Below are 16,137 nucleotides of genomic sequence, written 5' to 3'. Positions count from 1 at the left end.
CCTCGGCGAGCCTGGATGTACGCCTGCCGCTCACGGTCTGCAGCGTAAGGACAATGGCCCCCCAACCGGACCCGCCATGCGTCGATCAGAACTCAGCACTCCCCCCGCACAACGCCGTGATGGCGAAACCCTGGCCAAGCTGCTGCCCTATTTCTGGCGCTATCGCTGGCGCGTTGGGCTTGCCCTGGCCTTCATGGTCGGCGCCAAGCTGGCCAATGTGGGCGTGCCGCTCTTGCTCAAGCGCCTGGTGGATGGGCTGGAGGGCGCGGCGGCCAATCCGGCCTTTGTGATTCCGCTGGGCCTGCTGCTGGCCTATGGCGGCCTGCGGCTTTGTACCTCGCTGTTCACCGAGCTACGCGAGCTGGTGTTCGCCAAGGCCACCGAGGGCGCGGCGCGCCAAGTGTCGTTGCAGGTGTTCCGCCATCTGCACGACTTGAGCCTGCGCTTCCACCTGGAGCGCCAGACCGGCGGCATGACGCGCGACATCGAGCGCGGCACACGGGCCGTGCATGCGCTGATCAGCTATTCGCTCTACAGCATCGTGCCCACCCTGATCGAGGTGGCGCTGGTGCTGACGCTCCTGGCCACCCAGTTCGATGCTGCCTTTGCCTGGATCACCGGCGCGGCGCTGGCGCTCTACATCGTCTACACGATCTCGGTGACCGAGTGGCGCACCCAGTTCCGCCGCCAGCTCAACGAGCTGGACTCGGCCACGCATACCCAGGCCATCGACTCGCTGCTGAACTACGAGACGGTGAAGTACTTCGGCCAGGAGGACTTCGAGGCCCGGCGCTATGACGGCGCGCTGGAGAAGCTGCGCCGCGCGCAACTCAAGAGCCAGACCACGCTCTCGCTGCTCAACACCGGCCAGCAGGCCATCATCGCCATCGCCCTGGTAGCCATGCTGTGGCGCGCCACCGAGGGTGTGGCCGCCGGGCGCCTGAGCTTGGGTGATCTGGTGATGATCAACGCCTTCATGATCCAGCTCTACATCCCGCTCAACTTTCTGGGCGTGCTGTACCGTGAGATCAAGCAAAGCCTGACCGATCTGGACAAGATGTTTGCGCTGCTGGAGCGCCCGCGTGAGGTGGCCGACGCGCCCGATGCGCCAGCGCTGCAGTTGCGCGGCGCGAGCGTGCGGTTTGAGGACGTGCACTTTGCCTACGACCCGGCACGGCCGGTGCTCAAGGGTGTGAGCTTCGAGATCCCCGCCGGCCAGAAACTGGCCGTGGTGGGGCCCAGCGGCTCGGGCAAGAGCACCCTGGCGCGGCTGTTGTTCCGCTTCTACGACGTGCAGGGGGGCAGGGTGCTGATCGACGGCCAGGATGTGCGTGCGGTGAGCCAGCACTCGCTGCGTGCTGCGCTGGGCATCGTGCCGCAGGACTCGGTGCTGTTCAACGACACCCTGGCCTACAACATCGGCTATGCCAAGGAAGGGGCGAGCGAGGCCGAGATTGAGGCGGCGGCGCGCGCGGCCCAGCTGCATGGCTTTGTGGCCAGCACGCCGCTGGGCTATGCCACCCGCGTGGGCGAACGAGGCCTGAAGCTCAGCGGCGGCGAGAAGCAGCGCGTAGCCATTGCCCGCACGCTCTTGAAGGACCCGCCCATCCTGATCTTTGACGAGGCCACTTCGGCGCTGGACTCGCACAACGAACGCGCCATTCAGGCGCAGCTGGACGCCGTGGGCCGCAACAAGACGGTTCTGATGATTGCGCACCGGCTCTCCACCGTGGTGGATGCCGATCAGATTCTGGTGCTGGAGGCCGGCCGCGTGGTGGAACGCGGCCGGCATGCCGAGTTGCTGGCCGCCGGCGGTGCTTACGCGCGGATGTGGGCGCTTCAAGCACACGAACAACACACTGAGCGAAACTCCGCCCCCGATGGAAACCAAGTGGCTTGAAGATTTCGTCAGCCTGGCCGAGACGCGCAGCTTCTCGCGCTCGGCCCTGGCTCGGCATGTGACCCAGCCGGCTTTTTCGCGCCGCATTCAGGCGCTGGAGGCCTGGGCGGGCATGGACCTGGTGGATCGCAGCAGCTATCCCACGCGCTTGACGCCGGCCGGCGAGACCCTGCTGGGGCAGGCGATTGAGATCCTGGGCAATCTGCAAGCCACGCGCAATATGTTGCGCAGCCACCAAAGCGGTGGCCAGGACATGATCGAGTTCGCGGTCCCGCACTCGCTGGCCTTTGCCTTTTTTCCGCACTGGCTGATGGAACTGCGCAAGCAGATGGACCCGTTCAAGAGTCGGCTCAATGCCTTGAACGTGCACGACGCCGTGCTGCAGCTCAGCGAAGGGCATTGCGATCTGCTGCTCGCCTATCACCACGCCAGTCAGCCGCTGCAGCTCGACGCCGAACGCTTCGAGATGATCAATCTGGGCCACGACACCCTGGCGGCCTTCGCCCGCCCCGACCCCGATGGTCAGGCCTTATTCCGCCTGCCTGGGCACAAGGGGCAGAAGATCCCCTTCCTGGCCTATGCCGAGGGCGCTTACCTGGGCCGGCTGGTGGAAATCATTCTCAAAGAGGCCGGCGTGCCCCTGCACCTGGACCCTTGCTACGAGACCGATATGGCCGAGGGCCTGAAGGCCATGGCGCTTGAAGGCCATGGCTTGGCTTTCCTGCCCGCCAGCTCGGTCAAGCGCGAACTGCGCGCCCGCCGCCTGACTCCTGCCGCCCCCCCCGGCGAGTACGAGCTGCAAATCGAGCTGCGGCTCTATCGCGAGAAGCCGGAGTTGCGCAAACGCGTCAAACCGGCCGCCTGTGCGCTGTGGGAGCGCCTGACCACACGTGCCTGAGCCCCGAAAGTGCGGCAGTTCGCCCCCTGACAAACCCGGGGGCACGGGGCAGCCGGGGTGGCGGGCGCTATCGTTGCGGGATTCCTTCCCCCTATCTGGATTCAGGAGTTGTTATGAAGCAATGGTTCCAACTTGGCGTGGTCACGCTGGCCTTGGCTGCGGTTTCGATGGCCCAGGCCGACACGCTCAAGAAGATCAAGGACAGCGGCAGCGTCACGATGGGGGTGCGCGAGTCCTCGGGGGCGCTCTCCTACACCCTGGGCGATGGCAAGTACACCGGCTACCACGTCGAGATTTGCGACGCCGTGCTCAAGACCTTGCGCAAGCAGTTGGGCATGACGGACTTCGCGGTGCGCTATCAGCCGGTCACCTCGCAGAACCGCATTCCGCTGGTGCAAAACGGCAACGTCGACATTGAGTGCGGCTCCACCACCAACAACCTGACGCGCCAGAAGGACGTGGCCTTTGCGGTCACCACTTATGTGGAAGAGGTGCGCATTGCGGTGAAGGCCAAGTCGGGCATCACCAGCATCAACCAACTCAACGGCAAGACGGTGGCCACCACCACCGGCACCACCAGTGTGCAGACCCTGCGCAAGCACGAGCGCGCCACCGGGGTGGATTTCAAAGAGATCTTTGGCAAGGACCACGCCGACAGCTTCCTGCTGCTGGAGAGCGGCCGCGCCGATGCCTTCGTGATGGACGGCTCCATCCTGGCCGGCAACATCGCCAAGAGCAAAGCCCCGAGCGACTTCCGTATCGTCGGTGAGGTGCTCTCGGTGGAGCCCATCGCCATCATGATGCGCAAGGACGACCCGGCCTTCAAGAAGGCCGTGGACGACGTGCTCAAGGCCATGATGAAGAGCGGCGAGATCGCCAAGCTCTACGACAAGTGGTTCATGCAGCCCATTCCGCCGACCAACTCGCGCATCGGCCTGGCGGCCAGCGAGGCGACCAAGGCGGCTTGGGCGGCGCCCAATGACAACCCGATGGAAAGCTACGCCAAGAAGTAGTCGGAATCTTGGCTGTGCTCGGAAGAGCCCGTGGGGTCTTCAACCCCACACCCCGACCCCTTTCTCTTTGCTTCGCCAAAGAGAAAGGGGGAAAGAGAAAGGCGACCCCCGATGCCGGCGCCGCTCGCCTGCGGCGATCGGTTCCCTGCGCTGCTCAGGTCTTGGGGACGGCGCGGAACGCACTCCGTTCGCTGCGCTCACTGCGTTTGAACGGCCGCGCCGAGTATGTTGTTGTGGCGCGCTACGCGCGCTCCCCCAAGCCCTTGCGCTGCTCGGCTTGGCATAGGGGGACCCCCGAACAGCCAACAGCCGAACAGCCCGGACTTCGACGGGCGGCGCCGATTCCTGGGGTCCCCTATGCGCTGCCGAGAAGCACAGCGCCTCAGGCGCTGGCGGTGGGGACCCCAGCCGTAGGCTGGGGCTGCGCATCGGGGTCGCCCTTCTTTGCCTACTTTCTTCGGCGAAGCGAAGAGAGTAGGTCGGCCGCCGGGCCGAAATCCCGGCGGGCTCTTCCGGCCCGAACGGCATGATCGAACTGGAGCCAACCCATGGCATTTGAATGGCGCGAGTTGTGGTGCAAGGACACGGTGGATGGCACCGTGGGCGCCTGCTTTGGCAGCAATGGCGGCCAGACTTATCTGGATTGGCTGATCACCGCCTGGGGCTGGACCCTGGCGGTGAGCGCCGTGGGCTTGGTCATTGCCCTGCTGCTGGGCAGTCTGATGGGCGTGCTGCGCACCACGCCCAGCAAGCCCCTGGTGATGCTGGGCAATGCCTGGACCGAGCTGTTCCGCAACATGCCGCTGATCGTCCAGCTCTTCCTCTGGTACTTCGTGGCCCCCGAGTTTCTGCCTGTGCTCAAGTCTCTGCCCAGTTGGGTGGTGGCCGCCATCGGCCTGGGCTTCTTCACCTCGGCGCGCATTTCCGAGCAGGTGCGCGCCGGCATCCAGAGCATTCCCAAGGGTCAGACCTATGCCGGTCTGGCCATGGGCCTCACCCGGGTGCAGACCTATCGCTATGTGCTGCTGCCGGTGGCCTTTCGGGTGGTGATTCCGCCGCTCACCAGCGAGGGCATGAGCATCGTCAAGAACAGTTCGGTGGCCTTTGCGCTTTCGGTGCTGGAGCTGACCCAGTTCGCACGCCAGGCGGGTGAGGAAACCTCGCGGCCGACCGAGGTCTATGCCATGGTGACCGTGGCCTATTTCATCAGCGCCTTCTCGGTCTATCTGGTGGCCAGCCTGCTGGAGCGGGCGGTGCGGGTGCCGGGTGTGGCCGGGGTCGCGAAATGAGCGTCGCACGGCCGTTCCGAAGACGCGAAACCCCCTTGGGGGGCGGGCGCGAAGCGACCTGGGGGCTGCTGCCATGAATCTGGACTATTCCTTCCTGAGCGCCGAATTCCTGCGCGCCTTTGTCCTCAAAGGGTTGATCTTTTCGGTCATGCTCACCCTGGTGGCGACCGTGGGCGGCATCCTGCTGGGCACCGTGCTGGCCTTGATGCGTCTATCTGGCAAGACTTGGCTGGCTGCACCTGCAGCGGCCTATGTGAACCTGATGCGCTCCATCCCGCTGGTGATGGTGATCCTGTGGTTCTTCCTGCTGGTGCCCTTCCTGACCGGGCCCATCAGCGCTGAGCTCTCGGCCTACATCACCTTCACGCTCTTTGAGGCGGCCTACTTCGCCGAGATCATGCGCGCCGGCATCCAGTCGGTGCCCAAGGGCCAGGGCCATGCCGCCCAGGCCTTGGGCATGGACTATGGCCAATCCATGCGTCTGGTGGTGCTGCCGCAGGCCTTTCGCAATATGTTGCCGGTGCTGCTCACACAAACCATCATCCTGTTCCAGGACACCTCGCTGGTTTACGCCATCGGCGCCTACGACTTGCTCAAGGGTTTCGAGGTGGCCGGGCGCAACTTCAATCGCCCGGTGGAGGCCTATCTGCTGGCGGCCGGCATCTATTTCGTGATCTGTTTCAGCCTGTCGATGGCGGTCAAAAAGCTGCAGTCGCGCATCGCCATCATTCGCTAGAGGTTCCCATGATCGACATCCAAAACGTCAGCAAGTGGTACGGCAATTTCCAGGTGCTGACCGACTGCAGCACTTCCATCAAGAAGGGCGAAGTGGTGGTGGTCTGTGGCCCATCGGGCTCGGGCAAGAGCACCCTGATCAAGACGGTCAATGCGCTGGAGCCCATCCAGCAGGGCGATATCCGCGTCGATGGCCAGTCCATCACGGCGGCGGGCACCAACCTGCCGCGCCTGCGTTCTCGGGTGGGCATGGTGTTTCAGAACTTCGAGCTGTTTCCCCATCTGTCGGTGACCGAGAACCTGACGCTGGCGCAGATCAAGGTACTGGGCCGGCCCAAGGACGAGGCAATGCAGCGCGGCCTCAAGATGTTGGACCGAGTGGGCCTGCTGGCGCACAAGGACAAATTCCCTGGGCAACTCAGCGGCGGGCAGCAGCAGCGCGTGGCCATCGCCCGGGCGCTCTCGATGGACCCGATTGCCATGCTGTTTGACGAACCCACCTCGGCCCTGGATCCTGAAATGGTCGGCGAGGTGCTGGATGTGATGGTGCAACTGGCCCATGAGGGCATGACCATGATGTGCGTGACGCACGAGATGGGCTTTGCCAAGAAGGTCAGTCACCGGGTGATCTTCATGGACGCCGGCCGCATCGTCGAGGATTGCAGCAAAGACGACTTCTTTGGTCACCCCGAGGCGCGCAGCCTGCGCGCCAAAGACTTCCTCTCCAAGATCTTGCAGCACTGAAAACTGCACAGATTGGACGTCTCACCCGACTTCACCTGATTGCGCCTTGGCCTTTGCGGGCCACACTCGGGGCCGGGACAAGGAGTCGGCATGGGGCTGGGGGTGGTGCAGCTAGGCGGATGGCGTAGGGCGCTAGGCAGCCTGGGCCGCCGCATGCTGGTCGGCCCGTTTTGGGTGCTGTGCGTCGGTTTTTGTGCCTGGGTCCAGCCCTTGCACGCCGCGCCCGACTGGTCGGCGCTGGATCGGCCGCATTTCCGCCGCCTGGGTTTTGATGACGGCCTGCCGCACCCCATCGTCACCGCGCTGGCTCAGGATGCGCAGGGCTTTGTGTGGATTGGCACACAGGGTGGGTTGGCGCGCTTTGATGGGCATCGCCTGCGCACCTATCCGCTGGGCGAGGGCGCCCAGCGCGATCCCTATGTGCAGGCGCTGCAGATGGATGGGCAAGGGCAGCTTTGGGTGGGCACGCGCAGCGCCGGTCTGTTGCGCTATCGGCCCGATCAGGACCGCTTTGAGCGTGTGGCCCTGGCGGCCAAGATCCTGGCCCTGGCCGCGCCAGCCGATGGCAGCGACACCCTGTGGGTGGCCAGCGAGCTCGGCCTGCAGCGCTGGCAGCGCGGCCAGTTGCAGTTGTGGGCACGGCCACAGGGCAGCATCCAGGTGCTGCGGGTGGCGGCCGATGGCGTGCTTTGGGTTGGCGGCTCCCAGGGCCTGTGGCGTCTGCGGGGCCGCGAGTTGGTGCCGGTGGGGCAGGCCCGTGGCGTGCAGGCGCTGGCGCCGGGTGAGCAGGGGCAACTCTGGGTGGGCAGTGTGTCCCTGGGGCTAAGCCGGGTGCGCAGCGACGGCCAGGAAGTGCGGGTCTGGGCCCCCGAGCATCCGCAGTTGGGCGGCCGCCCGGTGCAAAGTCTTTTGCAGATCGATGAGGAGCAACTCTGGGCAGGCGTCTATGGCCAGGGTCTGGCCCGTTGGCCGGCACCGGCCGGGGGCTCCATTCGTCACGACCCCTTCCTCCCCACCAGCTTGAGCTCGGACGGCGTGCGGGTGCTGATGCGCGACCAGAGTGGTTTGATCTGGATCGGCGGGGATCAGGGTGTGGACCGCTACGACCCGCGTACCCGCCATGTGGTGAATGTGCTGGCCTCGCCCCGCCCCGGAACCGGCTTGCCGGATCGCAATGTGTTGCATGTGGGCGCAGGGCCGGATCGCTGGTCCTGGTTGCTGGGCTATGGGAGCAGCGGCCTGGGCTTGCTGCACACCCCTGCCGGGGGCTGGGCTCGGCTGGAGATCCTGAACTTTCGGACCTTGGGTGACGCGCCGCCACTCGATGGCCTGCGGGTGTTGGCAAGCGCTTGGCTGGGCGAGGAACTCTGGGTCGGCACCCTGCAGGGTCTGTACCGCGTGGATTGGCGCCGTCGCCTGGCCGAGCGGGTGGAGCAAGCCGAGGGGCTGTGGCACACCCGCGTCAATGCCCTGCTGGCCGACGCCACCGGCCTGTGGGTGGCCGGCTCGCGCGGTCTGCTGCGGCGCGAATCCGGTGGCTGGAAGGCGCCTCCCGAAGCGCCGCCCGAGCGCCTGCTGTGGTTGTCCGATGACGTCAATGTGCTCTATCGCGATGACGCGCAGCGCCTCTGGATTGGCGCCGATGGGGGCCTGCGGCGCTGGTTGGGCGATGCCCGCTTCATCCGCTTTGCCCACGATGCCGGTCGGCCCGAGAGCTTGTGCCCCGGGCCGGTCTCCACCTTGCACCAGGATGGCAGTGGCCGGCTGTGGGTGGGCACTCTGGGGGGCGGTCTGTGCCGCCTGGACCGCGAGGCCGAGGGACGTTTCGTGACCTGGACGCGCAAGCGCGGTCTGCCGCACGACAACATCGGCAGCTTGCTGAGTGATTCCCAGGGGCGCCTGTGGGGCAGCAGCGCCGATGGGCTCTTTAGCCTGGATCCCAAGGTCAATGGCCACCCGGAGCCGCGCGTCCTGGGCCTGGCCGAGGGCGTGGCCGTGCGCAGCTTTTGGATCGACTCGGCCGTTCGCACAACGGACGATGAGCTGATCTTCGGGGGTGGAGGGGGGCTGGTGGTGCTGCGCTCCTCGAGCCCAGCCGGAGCGGCCCCCGTGCCGCCCTTGGTCCTGACCGACCTGCGCATCGATGGGCAGCCTCAGCCCATTCCCACTGGGGGGGCGACGCTGAAGCTGAGCCCCAATCGACAGGGCCTGCAGGTGGAATTTGCGGCCCTGGACTATGCAGCGGCCGAGCGGCAGCGCTACCGCTATCGGCTGCAGGGCTTGAGCGAGGAGTGGACCGAAACCGACGCCTCGCGGCGCTTGGCCGCGTTCGGGCAACTGAGCCCGGGGCGCTACACCTTGCAGGTGCAGGCGCGCGGTCCGGATGGGCGCTGGCAGGGCTTGGACCTGGTGATGGAGCAGCAGCCCGCCTGGACCCAAACTTGGTGGGCCCGCCTGAGCTTGGTGTTGGCCATTGCGGCCCTGGTGCTGCTGTGGTTGCACGGGCGCACCCGGCTGCTGCGTCAGCGCCAGCAAACCTTGGAGGCGCAGGTTCGCCATCGGACCCAAGAGCTCTCGCAGGCCAATGAGACTTTGGCGCGCAGTGCCCAAACCCTGCGCCTGCTGGGCGATACCGGCAAGGCCTTGACGGCCCAGTTGGACCCGCAGTCCATCTGCGCGCTGCTGCATCGCCAGCTGGAGCGGCTGGTGCCCCTGGATGCCTTCGGGCTGGCCCTGTTGGACGAACCGGCCGGGCTGCTGCGCTTCGTCTATTACTTCGAGGGCAACCTGACCCAGGGCGACACGGTGGCCTTGGACGACCCGCTGTCGCTGTCTGCGCGGGCTTTCCGCGAGGTCGGTGAATTGGAGGTGCTGGACGAAGAGCAGAGCTTGTGCGCCCCCGAAGTGGCCGGTGTGACTGTGGGCGCTCCCATGCGATCGCTGGTGTTCCGGCCCCTGCTGCTCAACGAGCGGCGTATCGGCATCGTCACCCTGCAGAGCCGGCGGCCGCAGGCCTACGGACCGCAGGAGTTGGAGGTGTTTCGCAGCCTGACGGCCTATGCCGCCATTGCCATCGGCAATGCCCAGGCGTTTGAGCAATTGCGCAGTGCCCAGGCCCAGGCCGAGATGGCACGTTCGGCCGCTGACCACACCTTGGCCGAGTTGCGCAGCACCCAGGAGCAGCTGGTGGAGCACGCCAAGCTGGCATCGCTGGGACAGTTGGTGGCTGGCGTGGCCCACGAGGTGAACACGCCGCTGGGCATTGCCGTGACGGCCAATTCACATCTGGGCGAAAGCGTGGAGGCCCTGCGTGCTCAGTTCGAGTCGGGTCGTATGGCGCGGTCCAGCTTGGCGAACTTCCTTGACGATGCGCAGCGCAGCAGCGAAGTGTTGGCACTCAATCTGCGGCGCGCGGCCGATCTCATCACGCACTTCAAGGAGGTCTCGGTCGATCGCACCAGCGACGAGCGGCGCCGCTTTGAGCTCGGCGCCTATCTGGGTGATTTGATCGAAAGCCTGCGGCCGAGCTGGAAGCGCCGGCCCATCGAGTTGCAGATCGAGGTCGAACCCGAGCTGTGGATGAACAGCTACCCCGGTGCCTTGGGGCAGGTGGTGGGCAATCTGATCCAGAACGCGCTGCTGCATGCCTTTGAGCCCGAGCAAGCCGGGCGGCTGCGCATCGAGGCCAAGGCCCTGGGTGAGCGGGTGCTGTTGAATGTCATCGACAACGGCCGCGGCGTGGCGGCCGAGCACTTGGCGCGTCTGTTCGACCCCTTTTTCACCACGCGCCGCGGGCAGGGTGGCACTGGACTGGGCCTGCACATCTCCCACAACCTGGTGGTGCAGCGCTTGGGCGGGGTCATCACGGTCCACAGCAGCCCGGGACAGGGCTGCCGCTTTGAGTTGATCCTGCCTGTGGAGGCGCCTTAGTCGCTCGGCTGTTGCATGGGCCAGCCGCGCGCCTGCCAGCCTTGCATGCCGCCTTCGACGAACTGCACCCGGGTGTAGCCCATTTCGCGCAGTCGCTTGGCCGTGGCACGGGATCGGTTCTGTGTTCGGCAGATCAGCAGCAGGGGCTCGTCCTTGGCGCTGCCCAGTTCGGGCAGGCGCTGTGCCAATTGGCTCATGGGCAGGCGTTGGGCGCCGGGGGCTACGCCGCCCGCATGCTCCTCGGCCTCGCGCACATCCACCAGGCGCCGCCCGGCGGCCAGCGCACTGCGGGCCTCTTCCAAGGTGACGGACTCGCGCTCTTGCGCGCGCACGGGATGGCTTGCCAATACGACGCCGGCGGCCAGCACTTGAAGATAGGTTCGACGCTGCATGGCGGCATTGTGCGGCCGCGACAATGCGCGCATGAACGCCCCCGCCTCCCTCACCCTGACCCGTCCCGACGATTGGCATCTGCACCTGCGCGATGGTGCTGCCTTGCAGGCCGTGCTGCCGCACACCGCGCGCCAGTTCGCACGCGCCATCGTCATGCCCAATCTGCGTCCGCCCATCACCACGGCGGCCCAGGCGGCGGCGTATCGCGAACGCATCCTGGCCGCGCGCCCCAAGGAGGGGCCGGGGGCGGACTTCCAGCCGTTGATGACGCTCTACCTTACCGACAACACAGCGCCCGACGAAATTCGCGCGGCTCGTGATGCCGGCGTGGTGGCGGTCAAGCTCTATCCGGCCGGTGCCACCACCAACAGTGATGCCGGCGTGACCGACATCCGCAAGACCTACAAGGTGCTGGAAGCCCTGCAGCGCGAGGGCCTCTTGCTGCTGGTGCACGGTGAAGTGACCGACGGCGAGATCGATGTGTTTGATCGCGAGGCGGTCTTCATCGACCGCGTGATGCAGCCGCTGCGCGCCGACTTCCCCGAGCTCAAGGTGGTGTTCGAGCACATCACCACGGCCGAGGCCGCGCAGTATGTGATGGGTAGTGACCGCTTCACCGCCGCCACGCTCACGCCGCAGCACCTGCTTTACAACCGCAATGCGCTGTTTACCGGGGGCTTGAGGCCGCACTTTTACTGCCTGCCGGTGCTCAAGCGCGAGGTTCATCGCCAGGCCTTGCTGAAAGCCGCCACCAGCGGCAGTCCCAAGTTTTTCCTGGGCACCGATAGCGCACCGCATGCCGCGCAGCTGAAGGAGAACAGCGTTTGCGGCGCCGGTTGCTTCACCGCGCCGGCTGCGCTGGAGCTGTACGCCGAGGCCTTCGAGGCGATGGGCGCGCTGGACAAACTGGAGGCCTTTGCCAGCTTCCACGGTCCGGACTTCTACGGCCTGCCGCGCAACACCGGCACCGTGGTTCTCAAGCGCGAGGCCCAGACCCTGCCCGAGACCCTGCCCTTTGGCGACGCCCTCATCAAACCGCTTCGTGCCGGCGACACCTTGAACTGGAAGCTGCAGGCATGAACGGCGAACGCCCCGCGCGCATCGCGCTCTTGATCGATGCCGACAACTCGCCGGCCGCCAAGATCGACCTCATCCTCACCGAGCTCGCCACCCTGGGCGTGGCCAATGTGCGCCGGGCCTATGGCAATTGGAAGAAAGACGCGCTCAAGGGCTGGGAAAAGGTGTTGCACGAGCATGCCATCCGTCCCATGCAGCAGTTCGACTACAGCAAGGGCAAGAACGCCAGCGACATGGCGATGGTGATCGACGCGTTGGAGCTGCTCTACACCGACCAGCCCGACGCCTTCGGCATCGTGAGCTCGGACGCCGACTTCACGCCCCTGGTCATGCATCTGCGTGCCAAGGGCGCGGCGGTCTATGGCTTTGGCAACCACCAGGCGCCGGCGCCTTTCGTCAACGCTTGTTCGCGCTTTCTGTACCTGGACAAGGTGGACGCTGGCAGCAGCGCCGGGCAGCAGCGCATGAGCCCGGCCCAGTTGCGCCAGGACGCCAAGCTCATCAGCCTGCTGCGCCATGCCGTGCAAGCGGCTGGCGGCGAGGAGGGTTGGGCCCAGGTGGGCGTGGTGGCACAGCAAATCCGCAATCAGGCCAGCGTGGATGCGCGCAACTACGGCTACCCCACCTTCAGCCGCCTGCTAGAGGCGACGCAATTGTTCGAACTGCGCCGCGAGGGTTCGGTGGCCTGGGTGCGCGATCGGCGCGAAGGGCGCGCTGAGCCCCGCCAGGAGGCCCGCACCGAGCCCGTGCGCAACCCTGAACCTGCGGCGGCTCGGTCGACCCGGGTCGAGCGCCCGCAGTCCAAGCCTGAGCCTGAGGGTGTTCGTATGCGTGAGGCACCGGTGGAGGATGCGGTGGCTGCCGTGGTGGCCAGCCTGCTCAGCGAACCCGAGGCGCAGCCGCCGGCCGAAGCCCCGACGCCCCGGCGTCGCAGCCCGCGCCGCAAGGCGGAGGCCAGCCCAGCGGCCGAGGCCGCGCCGACACCGGAGGCAGCCGCTCCGACCCCCAAGCCGCGCGCACGCCGCACCAGCAAGCCCAAGGCCTGACTTCCTGGATGCCCCTGCCGGCCGGCTTCATTAGTGCCCCCTGGTGCGCCCCCCTGCGCACAGCCTGGGCGCGTATCGCGCCCGAAGGCCCGGTGGCGGCGCGGCTGAACGCGGCCGACTGCCCGGTGCGTCAGTTTGTGCCCCAGGCCGCATTGCCCGAGGGCGAGGCCTACGAGGCCTTCATCGCCCGTACCAGCCAAGTGCCCACGCGCGACAACGCGCATGACTTGCTCAATGGCCTGCTGTGGTGCGCGCAGCCTGAGCGCAAGCTGCGGCTCAATGCGCTGCAGGCGGCCGCCATTGCAGTGCAGGGTGTGGCCGCGCAGCGTGGACCGTTGCGCGACGCGCTCACGCTGTTCGATGAAAACGGCGCCTGGTGGCCCGATTGCCCGGAGCCCATCCGGCAGGCCTGGCTGCAGCGGGACTGGCGGACCATGTTCCTGACCCATCGAGCGCTGTGGCGCACCCGCCAGCCGCAGTTGTTCGGTCATGCCCTGTTGGAGCAATTGGCACTGGGCCCTCGCAAGGGCCTGTGCGCGCACGTGCTGCTGGGTGACCCCCTGGAACTGAGTGCCGAGCAATGGGCGGCAAAGCCCTTTATGCCCCTGCCCGTGTTGGGTGTGCCGGGTTGGTGGCCGGCCAATGAGGCGCCCGCTTTCTACGATGATGCGGCGGTTTTCAGACCGCTTAGACGAGGCGCAGACGCATGAGATGGATGGGAAGGTCGCTTGGGCGTGGTGTGTTGGCAGGCCTGCCGGGGCTGGCTTTGGTGCTGACCTTGGCAAATGTGCAGGGCGCTGCGGCGCAAAGTGGGGCGCCCTCCGTGCCTGCTGCGCCGGCCGAGCTCACACAGCCCGCACCGATATCGGCCACCGCACGCCGCCTGTTCGAGGGGGCGCGGGGGCAGTTGCTGCAGGTGCGCACCCTGCTGGCCCAGCAAGACAGCCAGGCCAGCGTCGGTTCGGGCTTTGCCGTCAGCGAGGACGGCCTGGTGATGAGCAACTATCACGTGGTCAGCCAGGCTGCCTTGGAGCCCGAAAGCTACCGCCTGCGCTTCCAAACCGCCGATGGCCGCCAGGGCTCTTTGCAGATCCTGGCCATCGATGTGCGCCGTGACTTGTCCCTGCTGCGCGCGGTGGACGATCAAGGCCAGCCCCTGCGCTGGACGCAGCCGCTGCGCTTCCGTCCGGCCGGTGAGGCCCTGGGCAAGGGCGAGCGCATCTACTCGTTGGGCCATCCGCACGACGTGGCCTTTGCCATCGTCGAGGGCAATTACAACGGCCTGGTCGAGCGCAGTTTTGATGACCTGATCTATTACGCCGGCTCGCTCAACCCTGGCATGAGTGGCGGGCCGGTGCTGGACGAGCAAGGCCGTGTGGTGGCGGTGAATGTGGCCACCATGCTGTTCTCGCAGCAGATGAGCTTTTTGATCCCCGGGGGCTTTGCCGAGCAATTGCTGGCACGTGCACGCAGCAACCCGCCGCTGCGCGGCCCAGCCTGGTCGCAGGTGCGCGATCAGGTGCTGGCCTTCAGCGATGAACTGGGCGCACGCTTCATGGCCCAGCCCTGGCGCAGCTTTGGGCATGCGCGCTATCGCATGCCCATCCCGCAGGAAAGCTTCATGCGCTGCTGGGGCAAAGGCGTGGACCCGCAGGCCAAGGGCCTGCAGTTCTCGCGCAACCAATGCCGCCAGGACCATGCGCTGTTCGTCAATGGCAGCCTGCAAACCGGCTATCTGGAAGTGCAGCACGAGATCTACGACGGCAGTCGCATCGGGGCGCTGCGCTTTGCCAAACAGTACTCGGGCAGTTTTGCCAACGAAAACCTCGGGCGCCCGCAGGAGCGGGAACGCACCCAGGCCCATTGCACCGAGAGCTTCATTGATGCCCAGGGCCTGCCGGCACGTGCCGTGGTCTGCTTGCGCGCCTATCGCAAGATGGAAGGGGTGCACGATCTGACCGTGCTGGTGACGGCGGTGGATCACGCCACCGAGGGCCTGCTGGGCCGCTTTGATGCGCGTGGCGTGGGCTTCGAGATGGCGCTCAAGCTGTCCCAGCATTTCTTGCGGGGCTACGGCCGCCAGGGAGCCGCACGATGAACGCCCCCACGGTTTGGGCCCGGGTGGATCTGTTGGATGGCGAGCAGGTGCGCCAGAGCTGGCCGGTGCCCGCCAGCGCGGATGGCAGCCCGGTGCGTCTGCGCCTGGGGCGGGCGCTGGATTGCGAAGTGCATCTTGATGACCCCCACTGCGCCGGCCTGCATGGCTGGTTGCAGGTGGATGCCGAGCAGGCGGTGCTGGAGCCGGCCCCCAGTCTCAGCGGGGCATCGGATCAGGGCCAGGCCCTGCCCATCGGGCAGGCCTGGGTGTGGCCCAGCGAGCGCGTGCTGCAGATGGGCCAGACCCGTCTGCGCCTGCGCCATGCGGCGACGCCCCTGGCCCCCGAGCAACCCTTGGCGCGCGGCCACCACGCCTGGCCGGCCAAGCGCTTGCACACGGCCGCGCTGGCCCTGCTGGTGCTGGCCTGGTTCCTGGGCGACCTCTGGGTGGCACGCGACGCCTCGGCGCGCTGGATGGACTACTTGGCTCCCGTGCTCGCGGTGGGCGCAGCGGTTTGGGCGTGGGCGGGGTTCTGGGCCTTGCTGAGCCAATTGTTCCTGCGCCGTTTTCCGCTGCAGCTGCATCTGCGCCGTGCGCTGCTGACCTTGCTGGGTCTTGAGCTGATCGATGCGGCGCTGCCCGCCTTGGCCTTCATGGCCTCGGCGCCGGGCTTGCTGGTGTTGGAGACCCTGTTGAGTGCGGGCGTGCTGGCGGCTTGTGTCTACGGCCATGCGCGCGATGTGTGGCCGCGCCGGCGCCGGATGCTGGCTGTGATGGCGCTCAGCGGCCTGCTGGTGTGGTTGGGGGTGAGCGCAGCACGCCAGGATCAACAGCAACACCGCTGGCGCCCGCCCTACCTCTCGACGGTGCTGCCGCCGGCGCTGCGCGCGGCCCCCTTGCGCAGCGTGGACGACCTGCTCAAGGATGCCGCGGCCCTGCAGCCTGAGCTGGCTGCCAAGGCCAAGCTCGACCCGGGCGGCGAGCCCGAGTGAATCCCCTGCGGCACTGAGAGAC

Annotated in this window: 12 protein-coding genes and 1 pseudogene; 12 read left to right on the top strand and 1 reads right to left on the bottom strand. The window is 66.8% G+C overall.

Going from position 1 to position 16,137, the window contains the following annotated elements:
• Positions 1 to 76 precede the first annotated feature (76 nt).
• From FF090_RS15185 to FF090_RS15155, 7 genes are all read left to right on the top strand, one after another.
• Positions 77 to 1,900, top strand: a complete 1,824-nt coding sequence (locus FF090_RS15185) for an ABCB family ABC transporter ATP-binding protein/permease (protein WP_138857522.1) — start codon at positions 77 to 79, stop codon at positions 1,898 to 1,900.
• On the top strand, positions 1,881 to 2,798 hold the full coding sequence (locus tag FF090_RS15180; RefSeq protein ID WP_138857521.1) for a LysR substrate-binding domain-containing protein: 918 nt from the start codon (positions 1,881 to 1,883) through the stop codon (positions 2,796 to 2,798). The genes FF090_RS15185 and FF090_RS15180 overlap by 20 nt, the downstream gene beginning before the upstream one ends.
• 167 nt (positions 2,799 to 2,965) lie before the next feature.
• Positions 2,966 to 3,811 carry an amino acid ABC transporter substrate-binding protein gene (locus FF090_RS15175; RefSeq protein WP_246071584.1) on the top strand — a complete coding sequence of 282 codons (846 nt, stop codon included), beginning with the start codon at positions 2,966 to 2,968 and terminating at the stop codon, positions 3,809 to 3,811.
• A gap of 548 nt (positions 3,812 to 4,359) precedes the next feature.
• Positions 4,360 to 5,100, top strand: coding sequence for an amino acid ABC transporter permease (locus FF090_RS15170; RefSeq protein ID WP_138857519.1), 741 nt, complete (start codon positions 4,360 to 4,362; stop codon positions 5,098 to 5,100).
• Positions 5,101 to 5,173: 73 nt separating this feature from the next.
• Positions 5,174 to 5,836: an amino acid ABC transporter permease gene (locus FF090_RS15165; protein ID WP_138857518.1), complete on the top strand. Its 663-nt coding sequence runs from the start codon at positions 5,174 to 5,176 to the stop codon at positions 5,834 to 5,836.
• An 8-nt stretch (positions 5,837 to 5,844) separates the two neighbouring features.
• Positions 5,845 to 6,579, top strand: coding sequence for an amino acid ABC transporter ATP-binding protein (locus FF090_RS15160; RefSeq protein WP_138857517.1), 735 nt, complete (start codon positions 5,845 to 5,847; stop codon positions 6,577 to 6,579).
• Positions 6,580 to 6,669: 90 nt separating this feature from the next.
• Entirely contained in the window at positions 6,670 to 10,509 is a 3,840-nt protein-coding gene (locus FF090_RS15155) for a sensor histidine kinase (protein ID WP_138857516.1), read from the top strand.
• Here the strand turns inward: FF090_RS15155 and FF090_RS15150 are convergent.
• Positions 10,506 to 10,901, bottom strand: coding sequence for a rhodanese-like domain-containing protein (locus FF090_RS15150; protein ID WP_138857515.1), 396 nt, complete (start codon positions 10,899 to 10,901; stop codon positions 10,506 to 10,508). The two genes, FF090_RS15155 and FF090_RS15150, sit on opposite strands and share 4 nt — an antisense overlap.
• Positions 10,902 to 10,932: 31 nt before the next feature.
• Between FF090_RS15150 and pyrC the strand changes: the two genes are divergently transcribed.
• From pyrC to FF090_RS15125, 5 genes and pseudogenes are all read left to right on the top strand, one after another.
• Positions 10,933 to 11,982, top strand: a complete 1,050-nt coding sequence (gene pyrC, locus FF090_RS15145; protein WP_138857514.1) for a dihydroorotase — start codon at positions 10,933 to 10,935, stop codon at positions 11,980 to 11,982.
• A pseudogene (locus FF090_RS15140) lies at positions 11,979 to 12,686 on the top strand (NYN domain-containing protein); the annotation flags it as partial. The gene pyrC and the pseudogene FF090_RS15140, both read left to right, overlap by 4 nt.
• 347 nt (positions 12,687 to 13,033) lie before the next feature.
• On the top strand, positions 13,034 to 13,735 hold the full coding sequence (locus FF090_RS15135) for a DUF3025 domain-containing protein (protein WP_138857512.1): 702 nt from the start codon (positions 13,034 to 13,036) through the stop codon (positions 13,733 to 13,735).
• 5 nt (positions 13,736 to 13,740) lie between these two features.
• The gene (locus FF090_RS15130) at positions 13,741 to 15,123 is read left to right on the top strand and encodes a S1 family peptidase (RefSeq protein ID WP_175423683.1); all 1,383 of its coding nucleotides are present in this window, start codon (positions 13,741 to 13,743) and stop codon (positions 15,121 to 15,123) included.
• Complete coding sequence (locus FF090_RS15125) at positions 15,120 to 16,115, top strand: FHA domain-containing protein (RefSeq protein WP_138857510.1); 996 nt, start codon at positions 15,120 to 15,122, stop codon at positions 16,113 to 16,115. Before FF090_RS15130 ends, FF090_RS15125 begins: the two co-directional genes overlap by 4 nt.
• The last annotated feature ends 22 nt before the right edge of the window (positions 16,116 to 16,137 follow it).

This window comes from Inhella inkyongensis, assembly GCF_005952805.1.
Taxonomy (GTDB): domain Bacteria; phylum Pseudomonadota; class Gammaproteobacteria; order Burkholderiales; family Burkholderiaceae_C; genus Inhella; species Inhella inkyongensis.
Note: the sequence above shows the minus strand (reverse complement) of the source record. Positions and strands in the feature narration are given on the sequence as shown.